General features: G+C 57.9%; 19 protein-coding genes. 8 read left to right on the top strand and 11 right to left on the bottom strand.

Annotated features, from left to right (window positions below):
- Positions 1-93: 93 nt before the first annotated feature.
- The 8 genes from glmS to RMQ97_RS03345 form a co-directional block, all read right to left on the bottom strand.
- Positions 94-1,911 carry a glutamine--fructose-6-phosphate transaminase (isomerizing) gene (gene glmS, locus RMQ97_RS03380; protein WP_413659421.1) on the bottom strand — a complete coding sequence of 606 codons (1,818 nt, stop codon included), beginning with the start codon at positions 1,909-1,911 and terminating at the stop codon, positions 94-96.
- 100 nt (positions 1,912-2,011) lie between these two features.
- A complete protein-coding gene (locus RMQ97_RS03375) occupies positions 2,012-3,085 on the bottom strand; it encodes a mannose-1-phosphate guanylyltransferase/mannose-6-phosphate isomerase (RefSeq protein ID WP_413659420.1) in 1,074 nt (357 codons plus the stop codon).
- 49 nt (positions 3,086-3,134) lie between these two features.
- Positions 3,135-3,875, bottom strand: coding sequence for an inositol monophosphatase family protein (locus tag RMQ97_RS03370; protein WP_413659419.1), 741 nt, complete (start codon positions 3,873-3,875; stop codon positions 3,135-3,137).
- A 21-nt stretch (positions 3,876-3,896) separates the two neighbouring features.
- Positions 3,897-4,655 carry a hypothetical protein gene (locus RMQ97_RS03365; protein WP_413659418.1) on the bottom strand — a complete coding sequence of 253 codons (759 nt, stop codon included), beginning with the start codon at positions 4,653-4,655 and terminating at the stop codon, positions 3,897-3,899.
- Between the two features lie 20 nt (positions 4,656-4,675).
- Positions 4,676-5,596 (bottom strand): NAD(P)-dependent oxidoreductase, encoded by a 921-nt coding sequence (locus tag RMQ97_RS03360; RefSeq protein WP_413659417.1) that lies wholly within the window; start codon positions 5,594-5,596, stop codon positions 4,676-4,678.
- A 38-nt stretch (positions 5,597-5,634) separates the two neighbouring features.
- Positions 5,635-6,633 (bottom strand): hypothetical protein, encoded by a 999-nt coding sequence (locus RMQ97_RS03355; protein WP_413659416.1) that lies wholly within the window; start codon positions 6,631-6,633, stop codon positions 5,635-5,637.
- The gene (locus tag RMQ97_RS03350; protein WP_413659415.1) at positions 6,630-7,676 is read right to left on the bottom strand and encodes a Gfo/Idh/MocA family protein; all 1,047 of its coding nucleotides are present in this window, start codon (positions 7,674-7,676) and stop codon (positions 6,630-6,632) included. Before RMQ97_RS03350 ends, RMQ97_RS03355 begins: the two co-directional genes overlap by 4 nt.
- Before the next feature lie 79 nt (positions 7,677-7,755).
- A complete protein-coding gene (locus RMQ97_RS03345) occupies positions 7,756-8,445 on the bottom strand; it encodes a cytidylyltransferase domain-containing protein (protein WP_413659414.1) in 690 nt (229 codons plus the stop codon).
- 98 nt (positions 8,446-8,543) lie between these two features.
- Between RMQ97_RS03345 and RMQ97_RS03340 the strand changes: the two genes are divergently transcribed.
- From RMQ97_RS03340 to RMQ97_RS03305, 8 genes are all read left to right on the top strand, one after another.
- Positions 8,544-9,428 carry a 6-hydroxymethylpterin diphosphokinase MptE-like protein gene (locus RMQ97_RS03340; RefSeq protein WP_413659413.1) on the top strand — a complete coding sequence of 295 codons (885 nt, stop codon included), beginning with the start codon at positions 8,544-8,546 and terminating at the stop codon, positions 9,426-9,428.
- 3 nt (positions 9,429-9,431) lie between these two features.
- Positions 9,432-10,634, top strand: a complete 1,203-nt coding sequence (locus RMQ97_RS03335) for a glycosyltransferase family 4 protein (RefSeq protein ID WP_413659412.1) — start codon at positions 9,432-9,434, stop codon at positions 10,632-10,634.
- 4 nt (positions 10,635-10,638) lie between these two features.
- Positions 10,639-11,343 (top strand): 6-phosphogluconolactonase, encoded by a 705-nt coding sequence (gene pgl / locus RMQ97_RS03330; RefSeq protein ID WP_413659411.1) that lies wholly within the window; start codon positions 10,639-10,641, stop codon positions 11,341-11,343.
- Between the two features lie 156 nt (positions 11,344-11,499).
- Positions 11,500-12,069 (top strand): SIS domain-containing protein, encoded by a 570-nt coding sequence (locus RMQ97_RS03325; protein WP_413659410.1) that lies wholly within the window; start codon positions 11,500-11,502, stop codon positions 12,067-12,069.
- 103 nt (positions 12,070-12,172) lie between these two features.
- Positions 12,173-15,883 (top strand): glycosyltransferase, encoded by a 3,711-nt coding sequence (locus RMQ97_RS03320; protein ID WP_413659409.1) that lies wholly within the window; start codon positions 12,173-12,175, stop codon positions 15,881-15,883.
- Positions 15,880-17,043, top strand: coding sequence for a 6-hydroxymethylpterin diphosphokinase MptE-like protein (locus RMQ97_RS03315; RefSeq protein ID WP_413659408.1), 1,164 nt, complete (start codon positions 15,880-15,882; stop codon positions 17,041-17,043). The genes RMQ97_RS03320 and RMQ97_RS03315 overlap by 4 nt, the downstream gene beginning before the upstream one ends.
- The gene (locus RMQ97_RS03310; RefSeq protein WP_413659407.1) at positions 17,044-17,901 is read left to right on the top strand and encodes an ABC transporter permease; all 858 of its coding nucleotides are present in this window, start codon (positions 17,044-17,046) and stop codon (positions 17,899-17,901) included.
- A complete protein-coding gene (locus tag RMQ97_RS03305) occupies positions 17,901-19,034 on the top strand; it encodes an ATP-binding cassette domain-containing protein (protein ID WP_413659406.1) in 1,134 nt (377 codons plus the stop codon). The genes RMQ97_RS03310 and RMQ97_RS03305 overlap by 1 nt, the downstream gene beginning before the upstream one ends.
- Before the next feature lie 688 nt (positions 19,035-19,722).
- Here RMQ97_RS03305 and RMQ97_RS03300 read toward each other — a convergent pair.
- The 3 genes from RMQ97_RS03300 to RMQ97_RS03290 all read right to left on the bottom strand — a co-directional run bounded on the left by RMQ97_RS03300 (position 19,723) and on the right by RMQ97_RS03290 (position 23,587).
- On the bottom strand, positions 19,723-20,361 hold the full coding sequence (locus tag RMQ97_RS03300) for a sulfotransferase family 2 domain-containing protein (RefSeq protein WP_413659405.1): 639 nt from the start codon (positions 20,359-20,361) through the stop codon (positions 19,723-19,725).
- Positions 20,362-20,628: 267 nt separating this feature from the next.
- Positions 20,629-22,149 carry a phosphomannomutase/phosphoglucomutase gene (locus tag RMQ97_RS03295; protein ID WP_413659404.1) on the bottom strand — a complete coding sequence of 507 codons (1,521 nt, stop codon included), beginning with the start codon at positions 22,147-22,149 and terminating at the stop codon, positions 20,629-20,631.
- A 133-nt stretch (positions 22,150-22,282) separates the two neighbouring features.
- Positions 22,283-23,587, bottom strand: a complete 1,305-nt coding sequence (locus RMQ97_RS03290) for a UDP-glucose dehydrogenase family protein (protein WP_413659403.1) — start codon at positions 23,585-23,587, stop codon at positions 22,283-22,285.
- Between the last annotated feature and the right edge of the window lie 125 nt (positions 23,588-23,712).

Raw genomic sequence — 23,712 nt, 5'->3', positions numbered from 1 at the left:
ATTTCCATCTAACGGCCCGAACGGGCAAAAGTTCAATGATTACGGACGCCAATAGACCTGCCCCGGGATTGGGGAAAGTCACGAAACATTTCGCTATTCCACGGTAACCGATTTGGCGAGATTGCGGGGCTGGTCGACATCCGTGCCCTTGTGCACGGCGACATAATAGGCCAACAGCTGCACAGCGACCGCCGACAGAATGGGCGCGGCCAACTGGCCAGCCGACGGCTGGAGTAACATGTCCTCCACTTCGTCATGCAAGGCCTCCGCCCCGGCCTCATCGGTGATGGCAATTACCTGGGCCCCTCGGGCCTTCACTTCCTGGATGGAGGAGCGCGTCTTCACGAAAAGCTCGTCATGTGGGGCAATCACGATCACCGACACCCCCTCTTCAATCAGGGCGATTGGGCCGTGTTTCAGCTCGCCTGCAGCATAACCTTCAGCGTGGATATAGCTGATTTCCTTCAACTTCAGAGCCCCCTCCAGGGCCAGTGGGAAAAAGGCATGACGTCCCAGATACAAAACAATGGAAGCATGGGCGAGATCCGCGGCCATGCTATCGATCTGGCCTTCAATCTTCAGGGCCTGGGCCATTTGTCCTGGCAGGTGCAGCAATTCCTCTACGAGACGGGACTGCCGGGCCTCATCCACGCGCCCGCGCTGGCTTGCCGCCATCACGGCCAGGGATGCCAAGGCGGTCAGCTGACAGGTGAAGGCCTTGGTCGAGGCCACACCGATTTCCGGACCCGCCAATGTCGGTGCCACAAGGTCGGCCTCCCGCGCCATGGTGGAGTGCGGTGTATTCACCAGTGCAATCGTCGTCACCCCGGCTGACTTGCACAGGCGCATGGCCTCCAGCGTATCGGCGGTTTCGCCCGATTGTGAGATGAAGATGGCCATATCGCCCGGCATGAAAGCCGGGTCGCGATAGCGAAACTCCGAGGCGATATCGACCTGCGCGGGAAGTCCGGCCAGACCTTCAAACCAATATTCCGCGACCTGCCCGGCGTAGGACGCCGTTCCACACCCGACGATCAACAGGCGGGTCGCGGCGGAAAAATCGATCCCGTCCATCGGGCGCACCGCCCCGGTGACCGCGTCGAGATAGGCGGTCAGCGTTCGGCCGACAACTTCAGGTTGTTCGAAGATTTCCTTCTGCATGAAATGGCGGTAATTGCCCTTCTCAGCCAGGACGGCCGAGCGCGCCGCAGGGACAAACGGACGTTTGACAGCGGCACCCGAACTATCGAACACGTCAATCCCTGTTGAACGAACAATCGCTGCATCGCCCTCTTCAAGATAGATTACCGACTGGGCCTCGCCCGTAATGGCCATAATATCGGATGCCAGATAGCCCCCGCCCTCGCCCATGGCTGCAATGAGCGGCGCGCCACGACGGGCGCCCAGGACCAGATCCGCTTCACCCTTGATCATGGCCGCGAGCGCAAATGCCCCCTCCAACCGGCCCAGAACGGAGAGAAAGGCCGCGACGGGATCAGCACCGCCCTCCAGCGCATCATCCAGCAGGTGCGCGACGGTTTCGGTATCGGTTTCGCTCGTAAATACACGGCCCTTGGCCGCCAGCTCTGCGCGAAGATCCTTGTAATTCTCGATAATGCCGTTGTGCACAAGGCTGACCCGGCCGGCCTGGTGCGGATGGGCATTCGCCTCGGTCGGACTGCCATGTGTCGCCCAGCGGGTATGAGCAATACCCAGACGTCCGGTTACACCGGTCGGCATCGCCGCTTCCAGCGCTGCCACCTTTCCCGCCGCCCGCACACGTGCGACACGACCTTCGGTGAGCAGGGCGATCCCCGCCGAGTCGTATCCGCGATACTCAAGACGTTTCAGACCCTCGACCAGGATCGTCTCCGCTGCATCACGTCCAGTGACTCCGACAATACCGCACATGCTCCATCTCCCGAGCTAACCTCTTGAAGGCTTGGTTAGGCGGGCCGGTGCAAAGTTTCAATTAACGGCATGTTTCACGGGGTTACGCAAAACCTGCCGATCAAAGAAATTCCGTGCGGCCACTATCCTTCAGATGCGTAACAACAGCTTTGACTTTCTGCACGGCATCGCGATGAGAGACGAGAACAGAGTCTCCGGTCGCAACAACCACCAGGTCTTCAGCGCCGATAACAGCGACTTTGGGGCCTTCTGACCGGGCATAGACCCGAGTGCAATCGATCGTGGTCGTCAGACCCAGCGTCGCATTGCCGTTATCATCCTTCTCGGCCAGTTCCCAGAGTGCAGCCCAGGAGCCCACATCGGACCAGCCGATATCCGCAGGAACCACCGCGGCCTTCTGCGTGTGTTCCATGACCGCATAGTCGAAACTGTCAGACGGGCAGGCCTCGAACGCGGCCGCGTCCAGAGAGACCGTATTTCCGGCACGTACCGCTGCTTTCACCGCCGCAAGCGAACCCTTGAGGATCTCGGGACAATGCGCATCCATTTCCGAAAGGATGGTGTCAGCCCGGAACATGAAAATCCCGGCATTCCAGTAATAGGTGCCCGCATCGAGATAGGATTGGGCGGTATCCAGGTCCGGTTTTTCGACAAAGGCGTCAACATGGAAGCCGGCCCCCATTTCCGCACCCCGACGGATATAGCCATAACCGGTTTCCGGCGCGGTTGGCTGGATGCCGAACGTGACGATATTGCCGTCCTCAGCAAGGCTGGAAGCCCGCACAATGGCGTCCTGGAAAGCCGCAAGGTCGAGAATGTGGTGGTCCGCCGGGAGAAGGAGGAGTTTGGCATCCTCATGACCCGCTTCCCGGGCGATTTCAGCCGCGACGGCCGCGACGGGAGCGGTATTACGCCCCATGGGTTCAAGCACGATGGCCATCGGATCCACGTCCAGCTCCGCCATCTGCGCAGCCAACATGTCCAGATGGGCCATATTGGCCACCAGAATGGGAGGCAAGAAGGTGTCGCCCACGCAGCGTTTGGCTGTTTCCTGAAGCATGGTTCGACCGGTCACCAGAGGCAGCAATTGCTTCGGGCTCTGTTTGCGGGAAATCGGCCAGAGGCGGGTCCCGGAACCGCCGGACATGATCACGGGAATGATGGTGTGGCTCATCGGAGATCTCACTTCACTTCGATCAAACTGAAATTACCCGACCGACAGGTCAATCCAGCAGTCCGTTATCAACACGCACGACTTTCGGGGCGTCGAGCGGGCCGTCCGACAGGGTGGCCCGACCTCCGGCCGCGCGCGTGATCGCGACACCGGCTGCGACATCCCAAAACATGATATTCTCTTCGTAGTAACAATCCGCCTTGCCCGCAGCGACATAGGAGATCGAAGTCGCCGCAGACCCGATCATGCGGACCTTTTTCCAGCGCGCGAAATCCGCGGCGGACCGCGCCAGCGCTTCCGGCGAGAAATCACGATTGATGGCCAGTCCCGTCATCAGGATGGCACTGGTGGTCTGCGGCGTTTTCGAGACACTGATCGGCTCGCCATTGAGGAAGGCCCCGAGACCTTCAGCACCGGTATAGAGGTCATCATGGTTGAAATCATAGATCACACCCAGGATCGGCTCGCCGGACTGAACCAGGGCGATCGACACACAGCACAAAGGGATGGTCTTGTTGTAATTGGCAGACCCGTCCAGCGGATCGACCACCCAGACCCGATCCTCCTCTTGCGCGGTCCACCCCGTCTCTTCAGAGAGGACCGGACGCGGCGCCAGAGCGTTCAACTTCTCGATAATGATCGCCTCAGCCGCCTTGTCGGCCTTCAGCTTGATATCGCGGCCTTCCTCGACGGCAATACCGGTAAACGCATCGCCACGACCGGACAGGGCTTCGCCCGCAGCTTTGGCAGCATCGATGGCTGCCTGCATTTCCGTCTGAATATCAATCATGTCGTCCCCCAAGTGCCTGAACTAGCCAGGCTGAAAACAAAAATCCACGCGCTGCCCGGCCAGTTCGGCCACGACGCGGTCGGCCTTGTCGATCGGAAGGGCGGGCGCCAGCCCCCCCGTCGCGACCGGACATCCCGCCGGCAGGACCTGGCCACACTCACCCAGGACCTGGAGACAATCCGCAACACTGGCCAGGACACCGCCGATTGGCGAGCAATCATCCTGTGCCTCGCTGACTCGGCCGTCACTCAGCCGCATGCGCACCTGACCCCGTTCAAGGTCAAGCAGCTGTTCCGGCGAGAGGCGATCCCCGATGACCAGGCTGCCCACGGCGCATCGATCCGTCAGCAAGGCGGCCACGCCCGCTTCGGCGGGATTGGGCAACGGCGTGTCCGGAACTTCCAGCCCCAGCGCCACCCAGTCCAGACCCGCAGCCAGAACAGCAGGATCGCGCCGATCGGTCCGGGCGTCCCAGCCACCGCTGAAACAGATCACGATTTCCGGTTCCACAACCGGATTGATGAAGGCTTCGGGATGCAGGATGGCACCGCTCTCATGCACTTCATCCGCATTGAGTGGACCAAAATAGGGGCGTTCCACCCCAAATACCGCACGCGTGCGCGCATTGGTGCCACCCAGTTTGAACGCCGCCGGCTGGGCATCGTCCAGGCTGTCGAAAGCCAGCCGATAGGCTTCGCCCAGATCATCCGGCCCCGGCAAGGCGTCGACCAGTGCAGTGCGTGCGGCTCTCGCCGCACGCAATTGCATAGCCAATTCCATTCCGTTGGCCGGAGCTTGAGTCACAGTCCTGCGGCCTTCATGTCAGCGATCAGGTTTTCAGCTGCATCCATCTCCATCTTGATCCGGCCTTCCAGGGCGTAGGATCCGATATGAGGTGTCAGCAGAGCCTGGTCGTATTTGAGCAGGTCACCGGAATACGGCTCTTGCGGATGCGCATCGGCCCAGACGCCGGCAATCTTGCCCGCATCGAGACCGGCATACAGCGCATCATAGTCGATCAGACCACCACGACCCGGGTTGAGGATGTAGATGCCCTCTTTCATGGCCGCGAACGCGTCCGCATCCAGGATGGCGGTTTCACCCGATGCGTGCAGAGAGACGGCATCGGACTGGCTCAGGGCATCGTGCAGGCTCATGCCCTCGACACCCTCGACATCACCTTGATACATCGGATCCACGGCGATGATCTTGGCGCCCAGCGCCATCAACAGATCACCCGTGCGACGTCCGATACGGCCAAAACCGACAATCGTGATCGTCAGGTCACGCAGCTGGCGACCCATGCGCTTGTCCCATTTGCCGGCCCGCATGGCGCGGTCCATGGCCGAAGTCTGGCGCAGCAGGTTCATCAGGCTGCCTACGGTCAGTTCGGCCACAGCAAGGGTCGGACCGTCCGGCGTATTGGACACGGCGATACCCAGCTCTTTGGCGGCATCCTGATCCACATTCACCATGCCGGAGCCCACACGGGACAGGGCTTTGAGCTCGCACGCCTCCAGAACCGGACGATCAAGCGGCTCCAAGCCGGCGATCAGACCGGAAATGCCGGGCAGGCGCTCCAGCAATTCTTCGCGCGTGAAGCGACGCTTGAGATCATTGTCCACAATCTCGTAGCCAGCCTCCCGAAGCAGGTCGAGCGGAGCCGGATCGGCGTCTCCGAAACTGGAGGGGCCGATGAGAATTTTCGGTTTACTGGTCATTGCCTTATCCGTGATGTCGAGGCTGTTGGATAACAGGTTTAACGGGGTTTTCGAGCGAAAACCCGGGCAAAGGAAGAGAGTTTGTGACGTTGAAGGAAGGTTTGCAGGTCGGCCTTCATGGCTTCCGAACCATGCTTGAACAGGAATTGCCAGAAATGCAGGTCATCACCTTTGTAATCGGCGAGGACATTTTCCATCAATTCCACATCCAGACGGCCCGGCGTCGACATTTCCTCAACATCAAAACCCTGATCCGTCAGAATGCTCTGCATGGCCGGGATGGTGAACAGCGTCAACCGATCGAGTGCCACGAAACTGGGCGCATCCCCACCCAGGAGCTGATACTCTAGACCGTTGGCCGTGTTGGTCGTGAATGCCAGGAAGCCGCCGGGTGCGAGAAGGTCCCACCACAGCTGGACACGTGCAAGCGGGTCAGCAACCCGATCCAGGGACCCACAATCGACAATCAAGTCAAAGGCTTCCTTGGGCGCATCCTCGGCTGTATAGACATCCGCATTGGGCACGGGTTGTCCGGAAATCCGAGCGACGGTCGCAAACCGCGACGGCGCCAGCTTGTCCTGTAGGGCCAGGGCCGTGCCGGTATTGTCACTGCCGACCATGGCGACAGCGATCGGACCGTTCACCCCGTGCTCGTCGAGCGCATCCCCCATCCAGCGCACGAGCGGCGCATGGATCGCTTCGCGCTGGTTTTCGGAGAAGCGCTGAGCAAAATAGTCACGGCGCAGGCGGGTGGCTGCACCGGACCGGGCCAACTCGTCCAGCGCGTCCTGACAGGGCACGGGCGAGGCAAACAGCGACCCCGTCGCCTCACACCGGTGATAGCTCAGCCCGTCCCGCTCGAAGACCGAGACAGGATCACAATTCTGAACCGGCATGGGGCGCCCCTGCCAGCGGACTGACGTATCGGACAGCAGGCTGAGCGCTTCGTCCCGGCGCAATTGTGAATACTGCAGCGCGATCGGGTCTGGACGAACTTCCGAGAGGCTCAGCTCGTCCAGAATGACGGTCGTTTTCATTGAGCCGGCAGCTCCACCGGAGCCATGCGCGAAACCCAGCTCGGATCCGATTCATAGATGGCGTAGACGGCGCCCATGGCGGCCATGGCATCATCAATCGTACCGATGCGGACCGGCTGACGCTCGTTCACACAGGTGACGAACTCATCCATTTCCCGTTCCCAGGACAGGTCGGTGTCGTAATAGGTGATGGTCTCTTCCGGGTTCGGCATCGCATACCCATCGGCATCATACTGACAGCGCGCAATGACCAGGCTTTCCTTGCCGTAGGTCATGGTCGAGGAGAGAATGCCCTCCAGACGCAGGAAGCCTTTTTCGAGATAGATCTCGAGGCGGAAGGTGTGACGCCATTGCGTGGCCGAGGAGTGGATCATAGCCACCTGACCATCGCGATTGCGCATCATGGCAAAGGCGTTGTCTTCCACCGGAACCTGCCAGAACTGACGACCGACAAAGCCGCTGACCTCATCAAACGTGCCGCAGAAATTGTGGAACAGGTCCAGCATGTGAATGCCCTGGTCGAGCAGAATACCGCCGCCGGACTTGGTCGGGTCATTGCGCCAGTTCTTGTCGTAACCCGGGCCACCAGCCTTGCCATACACTCCGCGCATCCAGAGTACACGGCCAAGGCGGCCGCTTTGCACCAGGTTTTTCGCGTCAACGACAGAGTCGTGATACCGGTGATTGAAGCCAAATTTCAGCTTCTTGCCCGGCTGGTTCAGCGCGGCCTCACGAATACGGTTCACGTCTGCCACATTGCGCCCCGGGGGCTTTTCGGCAAACACGTGATAGCCCTTGTTGAGGGCCGCAACAGCGATGTCCGGGATCAGGTCATTCGTACAGCTGATCACCACCGCATCAAGATCGTGCTCGAGAAGTTCACGCCAGTCCCGATAGGTTGCCATGTCGGTGACATCAGACATATCGGCAAACGGATCACAGGCCGCCACAGCGACGGCATCATCGCGGGCGTCGATGGTGCGCTTGCGGATCCGGCCCATTTTACCAAAACCGATAATACCAATACGAAGCTTGTCTGCCATGCTCTCTTGGCGACGGGTTTTGCCTGTCGCCCCCCCTTTACATCAGTTCCGGACACCTATCGAGACCGGAGAAGTCAGCCTAGTCGGCCAGACCACCATATTCAGGCCCGTCGCCGAGATAACCCAGCAACGCTTCAGCCATATCCAAATCTTCCTGCCGTTTTATGACAATACCTGAAGAACGGTCCAAGGCATAGAAGCCGGTCCTGCCAGCGTAGGTCGCGCAGGTGCCCTTCTCATAAGCATCAAGATAAACGTCGCGTTGCCAGGCCGACAGGCTCCAGGTGATGCGCTGGACCGGCTGCAATTCCTGCGAATTGGTTTTTTGATCAAACGTGAAATTCACGGGCTTCCCCTCCAGCGCACACTCAATCTGCTCCTCCACACAGCTCAACACGGTGTCGAAAGACCCGGACGAAGCGTATTCGACGAAGTCACGAATACCCGAGGCATTGGCAAGCGGAGCAATCGAGTGGACCTGAAACACGCGTTCACAGTCATGCGCACGAAGGAATTCGGCGACAAAATCCTCGCTGGTGGCATCATTGCTGCCCAGCGCCTCAGGACGCTTGTGGAAAACTGCACCCTCCGCTTCAGCATGTGCAGCAAACTCTTCATTTTCCGAGTTCACATAGATCGCATCGAAGCATCCGGCAGCGTGGCACCGACGCACGGCACGGCGGATCAGGGGGATACCATTCAACGGCAGCAAATTCTTCTTCTTCAGGCGCTGGCTACCCATCCGGGCCGGTATCATGGCAATACGCATCTGTTCCCCCTTGTGCGTAAAAAAGCGCGTGCAGCGATAACGCCTTGCCTGTGTGCTGGCAACACCTATGCTGGCGCCGTTGGTTGGGTTGGACAGTCATGATCGCTTGGTCTAAACGCTTTCCGCGCTGGAAGTATGCGCTGGGCTATGCACGACTATTGTCTGCGCGCAAACGATTTTTCGATCGCATTGGCCTGAGCCCCGCCTTCCCTTGGCCTCGCCCGCGAAAAGTCCTGGGTGACCAGGCTCGCCTTGCCTCCCTTCGTGGCAGCGCTGCCGGAAAACGAGCATTCATTATCGGCAATGGCCCCAGCTTGGGCCGTATGGACCTCTCGCCGCTGCGCGATGAACTGACCATCGGCACGAACGGACTGTACAAATCCTTCGGTGACTGGGGTTTCTCGACCGATTATCTGTTGTTCGAAGACATTGAGCAGACAGAGATCCACGGACCTCACATCCGCGACATCCAGGGACCACAGAAAATCGCCGCTCTCTACAACGCGCACGCCATCGCCCGTCCCTGGTCCGATCTGACATTTATGAACTGCCGCCTCGCGGACGAGGCCTACTGGAATGAGATCGGCATACAATTCTCACCGGATTTCGCGCAAACAGTCTATCTGGGTTCGTCCGTCGTTTATATTGCACTGCAGCTCGCCTTCCATCTTGGCGCCAACCCGATCTATCTCCTGGGCGTAGATCTGGATTATGGACAATTGAGTGAACACTTCCCGCCCGGCAAACTGGAAATCACCGAGGACAACTATCCGGTCGTCCAGCGCGCGCATTTCAATCCGGACTATTACAAGATTGGCGATGTGATCGGCGTCCCCAATTCCCAGCTCCAGATGCAGGCCATGACCGTTGCTCATGACTTCCTCTCCCATCGCGGCGTCGAGGTCTATAATGCCGGTGTCGGCGGCGCCCTGGAGGTTTTCGACCGCGTCGATTTTAAATCGCTGTTTGCGTCGCGAGATTGATGGATGCGCCTGCTTGTCATCTCCCATGCCGCAGACCGAACCGGAGCCCCGATCAGCGCCTTGCAGCTGTGCCGTGCCTGGTCAGCGATGGGGATCGATTTGCGTATCGTCCTGCGACGCGACGGCCCCCTGGCCGAACGCTATGCCGCCATCGCGCCGACTGAGATTTTCCGGTCAGAGCCTCATTTCTCGATCCAAGACCTGTCCGGCCAGAGCGGACGTAGCTCACTTCTGCTCGCGGCCAAATGCCTGCGTAATCCCGATCGCCCCTTCTGCCTCGCCGACGATGAGGCCGCTCATGTTTCGGCGCTCGCCGGCGACCTGACCGCGTGGAAGCCGGACGCAATTTACGCAAACACCTCGCATTGCGGTGACGTCCTTGCGGCACTCGACCTCAACGTCCCTGTTCTGACCCATGTCCGCGAACTGGCGCCGACACTCCGCGCCCTGGACCGGGAACGTCAAACCGTCTTCCTTTCGGCCAGCGACGCTTTTCTGGCCGTGTCCGAACACGCTCGCTCCGACCTTTTGGATGTTGCCAGCACCCTGGGCCACGCCCTTGAGCCAGAACGTGTCGCAGTTGAACCTCCGGCCATCGAAATGCCAGACTTGGACACACTCGACGCACAGGCCCCGCTCCTTCTGGGCACGCTCGGCCTGCCGCCCACTGCGCGTATTGTTTGTGGAGCGGGCACAGTGGGCCCTCGCAAAGGCGTCGACGTGTTTGATCACGCTGCGCGCCAGCTCTTGTCACGAGACGACTTTCCCGCCGACATCTACTTCGTCTGGTTCGGGACGGGGGAATGGCGGGATAGGCTGCACACCGCTTCGGGCGAGTGTCAGGGTCGACTGATCTATGCTGGTGAACGACACGATACGCTGACCCTCTTCCGGCGTTCGAGCCTCCTCGCTTGCCCTTCGCGGGAAGACGCCTATCCCCGCGTCCAGATCGAGGCGGGTCTGGTTGGCACACCCTCTCTGGGTTTTGACGGCGTGGGCGGCGGCTCGGAGTTCATCCGGGATTATCAAGCCGGTCACAGCCTCTCCGCCCTCACAGCGGAAGCCCTCGCCACGGGCATTGCACAATTTTTCGACAGGAGATGGACCATTCCCGCTGGATTGAGCGCGCGTGTTCAGGCAGGACGGACATCGACCGCAAGCGCCGAGAGGATCTTGCGCCATATCCAAACTCGCTTGGAGATGTAGACGCATGCCTGAGACTCGCCAGTGTCCGGACGCGGCCCGCGTCGCGGATGCCGCCGCCGAAATTATTGCGACCGCCCTAGACCAAGCGCCGGGGCGTTTCAAGCTCGCCCTGTCCGGCGGATCCACCCCGCCCGCAATCTTCCAGCGTCTCAACACCAATCCAGAGTTTTTGGCTCAAGCTGATCGCCTCGACTTGTTCTGGATTGACGAACGCTGCGTCAATGTCGACGACGCTGACAGCAATGCCGGATCGGCCCTGCGCAACATGCCGGATGTCTGCGCCAGAGCACAAGTCTTTCGCATGCGAGGCGAAATCGACCCGGAGGTGGCGGCGAAGGACTATGACACCTGCCTGTCTGAACATGGCGGGACGGCGGCCTTCGACCTCGCTTTGATCGGTGTGGGTCCGGACGGACATGTGGCCTCGCTTTTTCCCGGCGACCCCGCACTGGACGCGAGCGCACTGGCCACCACCGGTACGAATCCCGCCGGACAAAAACGCCTGAGCGTCACCTTTCCTGTCTTGTGGGGGTGCTCCCGGCAACTCATTGTCGCCTGTGGAGCGAGTAAGGCGGGGCCGGTCGCCGAAGCCCTGAGAGCAAACAATGACAGCGCCGCGTCGCCTTTCGCACGCGCGTGCAGCACACATGAGCGCTCTCTCATCATCATGGACACCGCGTGCGCAGACGCAGTCAACACGCTAGAATAACGAGTAGCTTCCTGTAGAAAGTTTCGAAAAGTCACACCCCGGTCATCGTTCGGGGTTATTCGCCGAAAATCGGCGCAACATCATACCTTGTATTGCATGACAAAGCCGATTTATGAGAAGGAATATACGCCATTATGGCGATAAAAGGGGGTTCAAATGTCCAACATCGATAAAGCCTGGCTTGACGATTACTTCGCACGTTACAAAGCGACTGCTTTTGACGAAGCCATCTATGAGAAGCTGCAAGATTTCCACCAGCTGTGCCTGGACGTACGCGAGCGCGGCGGCAAGCTCATGTTTGCGGGCAATGGCGCATCTGCGTCTATCTCGTCCCATGGTGCCGTTGACTTCACCAAGCAGGGCCGTGTGCGCGCTGTCGACTTCAACGAAGCCAATCTGATCACCTGTTTCTCCAACGATTTTGGCTATGAAAACTGGATGGCCAAAGCCGTTGAGTTCTATGCTGACGATAAAGACGTTCTGGTGTTGATTTCTGTGTCCGGTCGTTCGCCGAACGCTGTTGCAGCTGCAAAATACGCCAAGAGCCGCGGTATCAAAGTTGTCTCCTTCACGGGTTCCGCCGCCGACAACCCGCTGCGCGCCGAAGCCGACATCGATTTCTGGTTTGAAAGCAAGGCCTACAACATCGTGGAATGCGTCCACATGATGTGGCTGATGGCCGTTGTCGACATGCTTGTCGGCCAAGCCGAATACGCGGTCACCTGATCGCGTGATCATCCGATAGGTCCTGCGGCGCCCAAAGCGCCGCAGGATATTGCTGCGCTGTCTCACTCAACATCTGGGCGCCTGTCTAACTGATGGATCTGAAATGGAAGACCGGCCACTCCGGGTTTGTATTTTTTGCCAGAACAACCCCAAGGTTTTCTCTGGCGGCCGATATCATGCCCTGCTTCTCGCCGAAGCGCTCGCACTTCGTGGCCACTCTGTTCACTATGTGACCAATGCCCTGCCCGTCTTCTTCGACGAAATGCAGCGCTATGCGGGTCATCCTCAGATCCAGACCCACATCACACCTAACTTCCTGCTAGATCTGACCGGTCAGAAATTCGACGCCGTGATCGCCACTCCGGGTCGGTCGGATGCGCCGATCTATTATAATGCGGCCCGGATGACCGCCCTGATGACCGGCGCCCAACTATTCCTCATCAATTTCGAATCTGGCAACTGGTTCAACTCCCTGGCGCCTCAGACACGCGATATCAGCGACTGGGACCACTGGAAGCGCCTTATCGAGGTGGGCGGCACCGTGCTCTCCAGTGCCCATGAGAGCGATCGCTGGGCGAGAGAATTCTACGTCGAGACCCCGGAAACCACCCGTTTTGCCGTGTGGAGCCCGCCGATCAATTCCGGCGCCGCTGATGAAGCCCGGGATGTCGCCGGACCGAAGGAAAAGCGCGCTGTCATCATCTCGCGACTGTCCGACCCGCACAAGGGCATGAAATCGATCCTTGAAATCATTCCAGATGAAATGGCGGGCTGGGCCCTTACCATTATCTCCGGCTCCGGTGATATCGAGGAGAGCTTTCTCGTTGATCTGCGCACCATGGCCGCCGACCGCGGCCTGACCCTCGACTTTGTCTTCCAACCGGATGATCGTCAGAAATTCGAGGAATTGCTGCGTGCGCGGATTCTGATCTTCCCGTCCATGTTCGAGGGATATGGCTACCCGCCAATCGAAGCACTCTACTGCAACACCGAAGTCGTCGCATATGATCTGCCAGTAGTGCGTGAAACGTGCGGAGACCACCCCTATTACGCGCCCCATGGGGATCGTGACGCCCTGCGCGACCAATTGGCAAAAGCCATCATGGACCCGAATTGCGGCGAACGGAACTTGCGCGCCCATGTTGAAGAACTCGCCCGCATGGACTCTGCAGCCGTTCGCATCGAAAACGTCATGCGCGAAGAAACCCTGCCGGACAACCGGACAACGGGAGAAAGCCAACGCATTAGCAGCATTGTGAGCTCCAGCGCCACGGCCCAGGTCCTACCCTCCGTCGTTTCCTCGACCCTGACACGGGCCCGTAATTTTGCTGCGCGCCAGAAGAACCGCGTCCTGAGGCTGGGCTCAGCAGAGGGTCGAAAAAAAGCCCTCAGCCGTATCAGTCACACGTTCGCACCCAAGGCGCATGAACGCCGCTTTGGTGTCGGCGAATGCTCGGTTGATGAGTTGGGCGTCGTCTCAATCCACGGTTGGCGCATCGGCGGTGAGAGGGCCGACGGGCTGGAAGCCAAGATCGGCGAAACCCTTCTGGTTCCCGGTCAGCTGAACCTGGCCCGCCCGGACGTCCACAAGAAGTATCCGGAGTATCAGCAAAGCAATGCCGGGTTTGAAGTCTCTGGCCGTTTTGTGGATGAGGACCTTGTCGATTTGCCGGTCGAACTCATTTTCACCGCCCGCGGCAAGGCCGTCGACCGTATTAATACTTTCCTCAAGCCCGCTGAAGATACGTCCGTCAACTGGATCAAGGAACGGCGAGCACGGGCTCGAGATGCCAAGGGTCGGATCTCGACCATTGTCGCTGACCTAGATGATATCAAGGTGGGCGCCCTCACCCGGCCAAACTTCCTGAGCCTGGTTGCCGCGCTGAAGGCGCAAGGGTCCCACATTGCTTTGGTCTTGCGTGCAAATGCCGTCGAATCTGCACCACACGAGGCTGGATTAGTCCGTCTCGTGGATGAGGTGGTGATGGCCGATTACACCAAACCTGTGCGTGGCGGAGAACGCCTGCCCAAGGGACAGTTGGTGTCGAAAACTGTTCGGTCCGCCCTAAAGACCGTTCAGACACAACGGCCCCAATCCGCCATAATCGCCTTTGGCGAAGGCCTCAGCGCGATCCTCGCCGACGCTCAAAGCGGTGCCAAACGCATCGCTTATGTCTTCGAACCCGTCGAGGACGATGCCCGGATTTCTGATGCAGAGTATGTGATCAACGCGGACGCCGCCGACCTGGCTACGCTTCCGGTTTGGGCGCCGCATCATACCGGAATTCATCTACCACTTGTCGCCGATGCCCTCGGACATATCACGCCAGCCCCGCCCGGTGCCACCGACCTGGTTATTCCGTCGACAGAATGGTTCGATGGAGCTGATATGGCCATCATTGCTCTGGCCGAAGCATGCCAGGCTGCCAAACTGTCATCAACGATCCGCGTACTGGGCCCCGTGGGAGATCGCCTCTCAAAAGGTTTCGCAGATGGTGAAATCAGTTTGCCGGAGAATGTGAAACCCACCGGGACGGTTCCGGACCCCGCGACATTCTACGCCGTGGCCGCGGTCACGATCTTGCCGTTTACGTCCCAGACGACCGACCTCACTCGCACCCTCGAACGTGCCATACTCGTTGCCAATGCGCACGGCCGCCTCGTGCTCTCGACCGACCCTGCCTCTGCCCCGCAGAGCCGCGCCGGAATTCTGCGTTTTCCGGATCTGGATGCCCTTGTGGAACGTGTGGGTGAACTGCTCGCCAGCCCCGCCGAACGGTCTCACTTGGAAAAACCCCTGCACAATGCGCTTCTGCCGATGACCGCTGCGCGCGCCTCGGCCGAACTGCATCATGTACTGTCTGTGTCCGCCTGGCCATTTGACCGTCTCGCTGCCAGCGATTCTGACCCGGCGGTTCAGGAAAGCGTCAAGGCCCTTATGGCCCTGAAGATGGATCCATCATCCGACGAGCCGATCAATCTGCTCATCGATGCGGATCTTTCCGTCGCCCGCGCCTTCCTGAATGCGTTAACAGCGTCGGGAATGACGGTCGATGGCGTGTACAGCCATACTCCCGGTTTTGAGGGACAGACCTTGGACAGCTGGACCATCCAGCGCCCATCTGGCCCTCCCGGCACACGCTTCCTTCTGGCGATGCTCGATACGCACGCCACCCTCGCCGCCGATTACAGCCTTCGCCGCTTGGGCTATACGACTTCCAGCCTGGTGCCCGTCGTTCGCGCGGATGACCAGGACGCCCTGATCAAACTCCAGCATGGTCACCCGGATCAGAAGGCAGTGCTGTTGACCCAGCAAGGTGATACGGGCCCAACCCTTCCGCGCGCTAAAAAAGGTGATGTCTGGATCGCGACGGAAGCTTTCCTCAAGGCGACAAGCTCGAAAACCGTACCCGGCAAGCTGGATTATGTGGTCATCAGCTCACCGCGCCTGTCCGCGACATCCGTCGCCGAACTGATGGACGCCGCCCCCAAGGCCCGCTTCATCGCCTGTGTTCCTGCCGCCGGCGGGGTGAATGAAGGCGTGGATCGGTTGGTTCGTATTGATCCAGAATCCCCGACTTGGCGTCCAGTAGACAACGTGAAGGACTGGGCCCTCGAGACCCCGGGTGCGACCGACCTTTCACTGCGTGATGGTCTGCTGCTGGCTGAATGGATGGGATGTTCCCAGGCGGAAGTCCGGGGCCATGACATGTCCAACCGTTTGTGGTCAGAATTGCGCGCCGAATTGATGGGTCGCGGAATGGGTGTGATCCGCCACACCGCTGCCGGCAAGAAAAAGGCTGAAATGGCATGACCGAGGAGTTGGCGCAGGGTCAGATGACGCTCGTCGGTCTGTCCGAGCGCGACCTGCCTGCACTTGACCAGGCCGAATTTTCTGATCGCGGTCCTATCCTGCTGCTCGTTCATACGCGCGACATCAACAAGATTGTCAAACAGTATGGCAATGATCCACGGATTGTTCAGATCATCGAGGCAGAAAGCCCAGATCTGCCCGCGAGTGAAGGCACACGCCTCATACGGGAGATGATCCAGTCCGGCCGGATCCGGGATGCAGAAATCTGGCTACACTCCGACCTAAAACCGCTGCGTTTCATGGCGAAGGTCAAGACCCCCGACCTGCCGCACACCTATCCGCTCTATCGGCAGTTGCGACATTTCGGCTTTGAGACCATCTGCTATCGCGGGCCGAGATGGAGCGTGGAGATTGAGCCCTTTCCCATGCTCGAACAGTTTGTGGATCGCCATAAGGGTGAGCGCTGTTTCGTGGTGGGCAATGGCCCCAGTCTCAACAAGATCGATATGAGCCTCCTGAAAAACGAGATCACATTCGGGTCCAACCGTGTGTTCCTCGGCTTCGAGAAATGGGGTTTCGAGTTCACGTATTGGGGTATGGAAGACCGCCTCCAGGTCGAGGAGTATTTCGGCGAATATGAGGAGGGCCTGTCGGATTCGATCCCTAAATTCGTGCCCTTCGACTATGTGGACTACGCCAAACTCCCCAATGCCTGCTATTTTCCGCTCATGTACGGCAATGGGCGCGTTTTCCCCGATGGAATTTCCTTCCCGGCCTTCTCGAACAGTCCAGGCATGCTCTATCACGGCTTTACCATCACCTACAGCCTCATTGAGATTGCGGCTCTGATGGGGTGTAGCGAGATCTATCTGATCGGAGTGGATCACAACTATGGCCTCGGCGCGAAGAAACTCTCGATGTCGCGGGCGGGTGGAAATGATTCCACCTGGTCGGCCGCCGACGCTGGTGTCGCCACCCACTTCGATACGCGCTACACAACACAGAATAAGAAGTTCGTGAAACCCCGCCCCATCAATGCCGAGGTATCCTATGCCTGTTCGCGCCAGTGGTGCGGCATGAATGGTGTTGAGATTAGAAACGCAACACCGGGCAGCCATCTCGATGTGTATGAGATGGTCCCCTATGAGGATCTGTTCTAGATGACAGAAACGTCTAACACATCTTCTGACACTAGGCCGAACCTGCCTGTCTATACCAATGCGCGCTCGGGCATCCACAAGGCATTTGCGGACCTCGGCGGCGGACTTGCACTCGCGCCGATGTGGATCCACCTGACCTTCCAGGAAATGCTGGGCGAATTCCGCCGGTTCTTCTTTGGCGTATTCTGGATCCCCTTGGGAATGGCGATTTTCGTTTTGGCCCTGGGCTATGTCTACGCCTACATCCGCCAGTATGAGTATGGCGATTACGTACCCTATCTGGCGTCGGGCATGCTCGCTTGGCAATTCATGCACATCACCACCATGAACGGCATGAGCCTCTTCACCCGAAGCTCCGCGCACATCCTGAATGTGAACCTGCCCTATTCCTATTTCAGCTTCAAACTGGTGTTTCGACAGACCGTCGAATTGGTGATGGTGTTTTTCGTCTTTCTTGCGGTCGCGATCTATTTTGGCCTGCCGTTTACACCGACCATGTTTCTTGCCGTACCCGGCATCCTTCTCTACATCGTCACAGCCGTTTTTGTGGTCCTGCTCATCTCGGTCCTATCCATCCGCTTTCGGGATCTTGAAACGCCGGTGAGTTATGCATTTCGCGTGTTTTTTCTAGTCACACCCATTTTGTGGTTGCTTGAAGATAGAGCCGGAAGCCGCCGCGCCGCCTTCGTTCAGTACAATCCCTTCTTCCATTATCTGGAAATCGTCCGTGCGCCGCTGTTGAACCAAGTCCCGGAGACCTTGAACTGGTATGTCTCGGCAGGCTGCTCCTGCGGCCTCATACTGGTCGCCCTGATTGTGTTCATTCGCGCGCGCGCCAAAATTCCTTACTGGTTGTGATGTCCAAGACCGCTGAAATCCTGCTTTCCAAGATCCGTGTTGATTTTCTGGTCCACCGGGGTGCCGTCAGAGCAGCCCAGGAATCCGTCCGGTCCCAGAAAGACAACAAAGACGACACAAGCTCAGGCGCTGCGTTCAAAAAAGTGGGCAACCGCTATCACGCTACCGCCCTGGACGGCATCGATCTGAAGATCCAGTCCGGTATGCGTGTGGGCGTCATCGGACATAACGGATCAGGCAAGTCCACCCTGCTCCGCGTTATTTCTGGTGTGCTCGAACCCACGCGTGGTACGCTTCAGGTCACAGGACGCATAGCCTCGATGATGAGCACCACGTTGGGGTTTGATATGCGCAGCACCGGGCGCGAAAACATCACCAGGCGCGGGATGATGATGGGTATGAGCCGTTCCGAGATTGAAGCCCAAAAGGCTGATATTCTCGACTTCGCCGACCTAGGTGCGTTTACCGACATGCCGATGTCGACCTATTCGGACGGCATGCGGGCGCGGTTGGGCTTTGCCATCACTACATCCATGCATGCCAATATCGTCCTCATGGACGAGTGGATCGGTGCCGGCGATGCACGTTTTCTGGAACGGGGACGCGCCCGGCTTATCGACGCCATCGGGCGAAGTGACATTTTGGTTCTCGCCACCCACAAAGATAGTCTCATTCGGGAGATGTGCACTCACGTACTAGCGATAGACAAAGGCAAAGTTATTCACTTTGATCGTGTTGAGTCTTTGGAAGACCATCCAGAGCTTCTCAGTGAAGCGCGCAAACAGGCTCTTCTTCATTCTCGAGACCTCAATGACAAGCTGGAACTCGAACGTAGTAAACGAGAAACTAGGTATGCTCGCCAAAAAGAAGAAGCACTACGCCAGTTAGAAGCGTCCGGCGAAGCACTTAGTGGACAAACCTCAACTCTCAGAGAAGTATCTCTTCGCCTCCGGCAAGTGATAACAAACCAGCGCGAGAGAATTAAAAAAATTCGAAAAAGAGGCGAAAATATCGCCCTACAATCCACTAGGAGAATACAATCCAAACAAGAGGAATTGGATAAAATCGAATCGGAGCTGGACGAAAAAGTCAAAGCAGCGAAAAGAAAAATCGAAAATAATGGTGAAGACTGATCTATCAGTCACACAGCTCCTCTCAGAGCAAAAGAAATTATCTCCACAACTTCGCGTCCCTTAACTGATTTAGCATCTTTCCACGCTTACTGAATCTCAGCGGTGAATTCTTATCCACCTCGAACCTGATCCTTGGCACCTAACTTCTCCGGATCCCTCAAATCGAAAACCGATTTTGACGGAACTGTTAGATATCCAACACATCACTGCCAAAGGCCCAGCCCCTGCAATCCGGGCCGTTTGATCATAGTATCTTCGCCTCTCTTTTCTGATTGGGTTCTAGGAGTAAGGCACGGCGAGCAGAACCCGTGCGACGCTCAGGCGAACCTTGCCGGTGGCTACGGGTTTGCTAACAAAAGATGGTCAGGACCAGGCCGTCCAACGCCCCGTGAGGCCAGACACTTCTTCTGCTTGATAAGCTCCACTTCCAACGCGCGAAGCCGTTAGACTTCCACCGTTGGCAAACTTGAGCACGTTATATGTAGAACGTCGCGTCTGAAGCGCGGCACTTGCGCATCACCCAGGCTCTACTCCATGAACACGACTTGCCCGCGTCCGGAGTTCAGGGGACCAGGTAAACAGTCTTTACCTCAGATCCAACTAAGACCAGGTCCGATATGTTCTATAAACGCGCAAATGAGAGCGACAGAAACGAACATGGTGTTGACTGGCGAATTCGCAAATTCAATCAGACCAGTTCCGGGAAATAATCCTTGATTTCACGTCGAAACATCTTGGCGATCAACATGCGCTCACGCCGCCCATACATAAAGTCATAGTTAACTACACTGGGGTTGGCGTTCAAAGTTGGAAGATCAAATTGACCAATTCCTATTTCTTCACATAATTGATTAAACGAATTTTCGATATCATCAAATTTCAGAAAGTGATTTACCAGACAAGTACCATCTCCACTTTCGACAAATGAATGTATTGTGTCTTTCGGATACTGATGTTCGAAGATGAAGTCAGTAAACGAACTATCAGCAATCATTGGGTACTTTTTTTTGTCTCGAAGGTTGTGGCGCTTAGCGTAAAAGAAAAAGGAAGCGGCGCGATCGAACGGGGACCGAACGGACGCGAAAACAACGTTTTCTAGATTTGCCCATCGTTCCTCCCCCATCCATTTACGTACCCTTTGCGCTGTAGAGTGCTTCCATACCGAGCCATTGCGTTTTGAAGTCGCGCTCCGCTGCTCTCCCTCCACAGTATAGCCAAAAAACTCGACTCGCTCGGGTTCAACCTGGTCGATAATAGCGCGACAGACTGAAGTGCCGGCGCATTTATGCATATGTATGAATAGGTGCTTCTCGTCGAGAATAAGCATCGTTTCCTCTCACAAAACGCGTCGCTTTTATTGGGATACTGCGTTTGCGGTCAACCTCATTAACCGGAACACGTATCTAATTTGGCGATCTGCCGTCATTCGGCGGATTCGGGAATTTCGAGTACACTTGAGATTGTTGAACGTGTAATTTGCTGATCGGCTGCAGTCTATGGCCATGTCGGAAAGATGAGCTGGTTCGACATGCGTCTCCTCAGCCCGGGACCCCGACCTCGTTCGATCGCTCAGGAGGTCCCGGTAGAGCCGAGGTTAGAGCTTCTGGTCGAACTCTCCAATTTCCGGGTATTCCGCCAATGTCGCTTCGATGGTGCGAAAAATCGCGACCACGTCATCGCTAGAATTCGGGCTCTCGACGACCACAACAAGGTTAGGTGTGTTCGACGAGGCGCGCACCAGCCCCCAGGCGCCGTCGTCCAAGCTGAAGCGCACACCATTTACAGTATTGACCGACGTGATCTTGCGCCCGGCAATGGCCTCACCATCGGCCATGCGCTTTTCGTACTGAGACACGATGCGATCAATCACACCGTATTTTTCCTCGTCCGCACAATAGGGCGACATGGTCGGAGAACCATAGCTCACCGGCAGGTCCCGACGCAGATCAGCCATCGTCTTGTCCCGATTGCGGTCGAGCATTTGAAGCACAGCCCGTGCAGCCACCAGCCCATCATCATATCCCCGACCAATCGGCGGTTGGAGGAAGAAGTGACCTGATTTTTCAAACCCTGCCAGGGCGCCCAGCTCTTTCGAGCGACGCTTGATATAGGAGTGTCCGGTTTTGTAGTAATCCGTCTTCGCACCGTGCTCAGCCAGCACCGGGTCAATGGCAAACAGGCCGGTCGACTTCACGTCCACGACAAAGGTTGAATTCGGGTAGAGCGGTGCGAGATCACGTGCCAGCATAAGTCCGATCTTGTCGGCGAAGATCTCCTCGCCCTCATTATCGATGACGCCACACCGGTCGCCATCCCCGTCAAAGCCCAAACCGACATCGGCACCATGCTCCAGAACGGCATCGCGCATCGCGTGCAGCATGTTCATGTCTTCCGGGTTTGGATTATAGCGCGGGAAGGTATGATCCAGCTCGCAATCCATCTCGATCACTTCGACCCCCATGGCACGCAGCGCTTGCGGCGCAAAAGCGCCGGCGGTGCCATTACCACAGGCCGCGACAACCTTAAGCGGGCGCGAGATGCTCACATCCTGTGCCACGTCAGCAGTGTAGCGTTCCGCAAGACCTTCGACACGCACATAACCCCCACCCGAACGGGTCTGGGCTTCACCGTTGAGCACGATCTCTTTAAGGCGGGCCATTTCGACCGGACCGAAGGTCAGCGGCTTCTCAGCCCCCATTTTGACACCCGTCCAGCCGTTGGAGTTGTGGCTAGCTGTCACCATGGCGACACAGGGAATATCCAGATCGAATTGCGCGTAGTAGGCGACGGGAGAGAGGGCCAGACCGATATCATGGACTTCGACCCCGGCCGACATCAAACCGACTTCCAGCGCCTGTTTGACACTCAGCGAATAGCCACGAAAATCATGTCCTACGACAATCTTGGGATCGACGCCCAGCTCGTGAATGAGCGTACCGAGCCCCTGCCCGAGCGCCTGGACTCCATAAAGGTTCAGTTCCGAAGCTTTGTCCGAACCCGGGTGACCGATGTACCAGCGTGCGTCGTACTCACGAAAACCTGTCGGCTTGACCAGGGCATCGTTTTCGAATTCCCAGGTGTTAGCCTGAAGCGCGGCGTGCGGCGTCTTGCTCATCGGTATCCCCCTTTATCGGTCCCATGACCGTTCGTTACGGTCATATTAGAACCGTACAGTCATGCAACCCCGAAGTCAGAAAGCCGACGCTTTTTCAATGATTCGTCACGAAGATCAGCGGCGACGCGCAAACTCAGGGACGCCCCACGCTCTCATAGGCAAAGCCGGCCGAGGCGGCGTCATCCTTAGTGTAGATATTGCGCAGATCCACGAGGATCGGTGCGGCCATCGTCTCCTTCAGACGGCCCAGATCAAGAGCGCGAAATTCATTCCATTCCGTGATGATGACTAGGGCATCGGCACCTTCAGCACAAATATAGGGTCCCGAAACAAAATCCACATTGCTCAGTAATTTCTCGGCTTCCACCGTACCGGCCGGATCAAAGGCCCGGATCCGAGCGCCTGCCGATTGCAGAGCCGGAATGATTTCCAGGCTCGGTGCCTCGCGCATGTCGTCGGTATTGGGCTTGAAGGTCAGCCCGAGCACGGCAATCGTCTTGCCATCAACGGCCCCGCCGCAGGCCTCGATCACCTTGTCGGCCATGGCACGCTTGCGCGTATCGTTGACCTCAACCGTGGTTTCCACCAGGCGCAGCGGTGATCCGGCATCCTGGGCGGTCCGCACCAGGGCAAGTGTATCCTTGGGGAAGCAGGACCCGCCATATCCCGGTCCGGCATGTAGGAATTTGCCGCCGATCCGATTGTCCAGGCCCACACCCTTGGCCACTTCTTGCACATTGGCCCCGACCTCTTCGCACAGGTCCGCCATTTCGTTGATGAAGGTGATCTTCATCGCCAAGAAGGCATTAGCCGCATACTTGATCAGTTCCGATGTCCGGCGCGAGGTGAACACCATCGGCGTTTCATTGAGGAAGAGCGGACGATAGAGCTCGTGCATCACTGTGCGCGCCCGATCATCATCGGTACCGACGACAACGCGGTCCGGTCGTTTAAAATCATCGATGGCTGCGCCTTCGCGCAAGAATTCAGGGTTGGACACAACCGCAAAATCCGCATCCGGGCGGGTTTCGCGGATGATGCGCTCAACTTCGTCACCCGTGCCCACCGGAACCGTCGACTTGGTGACGACGACTGTATACCCATCCATCACTTCCGCGATTTCCTTGGCCGCAGCGTAGACGTAGGACAGGTCAGCAAAGCCATCACCCCGCCGCGACGGCGTGCCCACGGCGATAAACACGGCATCGGCGGTACGCACGGCATCCGTCAATTCCTGGGTAAAACTCAGACGCCCTTCACGAACATTGCGCTGAACAAGAAGATCCAGACCCGGTTCATAGATCGGAATACCGCCGGAATTCAGGGTTTCTACCTTGGAGGCATCCTTGTCGACGCAGATAACCTCGTGTCCGAAGTCTGCGAAACAGGCGCCCGAAACAAGCCCCACATAACCGGTCCCGATCATTGCAACACGCATGGTCCGTGCCTCCTCAGTCAGATGTTGAGCCGGTATCGCCGAGGCGGCTTCCGGACGCAAGGAGAGATTCCGTAGACCCCACCTCCCACGAAGATGGGGATGTCATTGTCCGCACGCAAGAAAAA

Source organism: Maricaulis sp. D1M11 (assembly GCF_047308265.1).
GTDB lineage: Bacteria > Pseudomonadota > Alphaproteobacteria > Caulobacterales > Maricaulaceae > Maricaulis.
The sequence above is the reverse complement of the archived record's forward strand: the minus strand, read 5'-3'. Positions and strand labels throughout refer to the sequence as shown.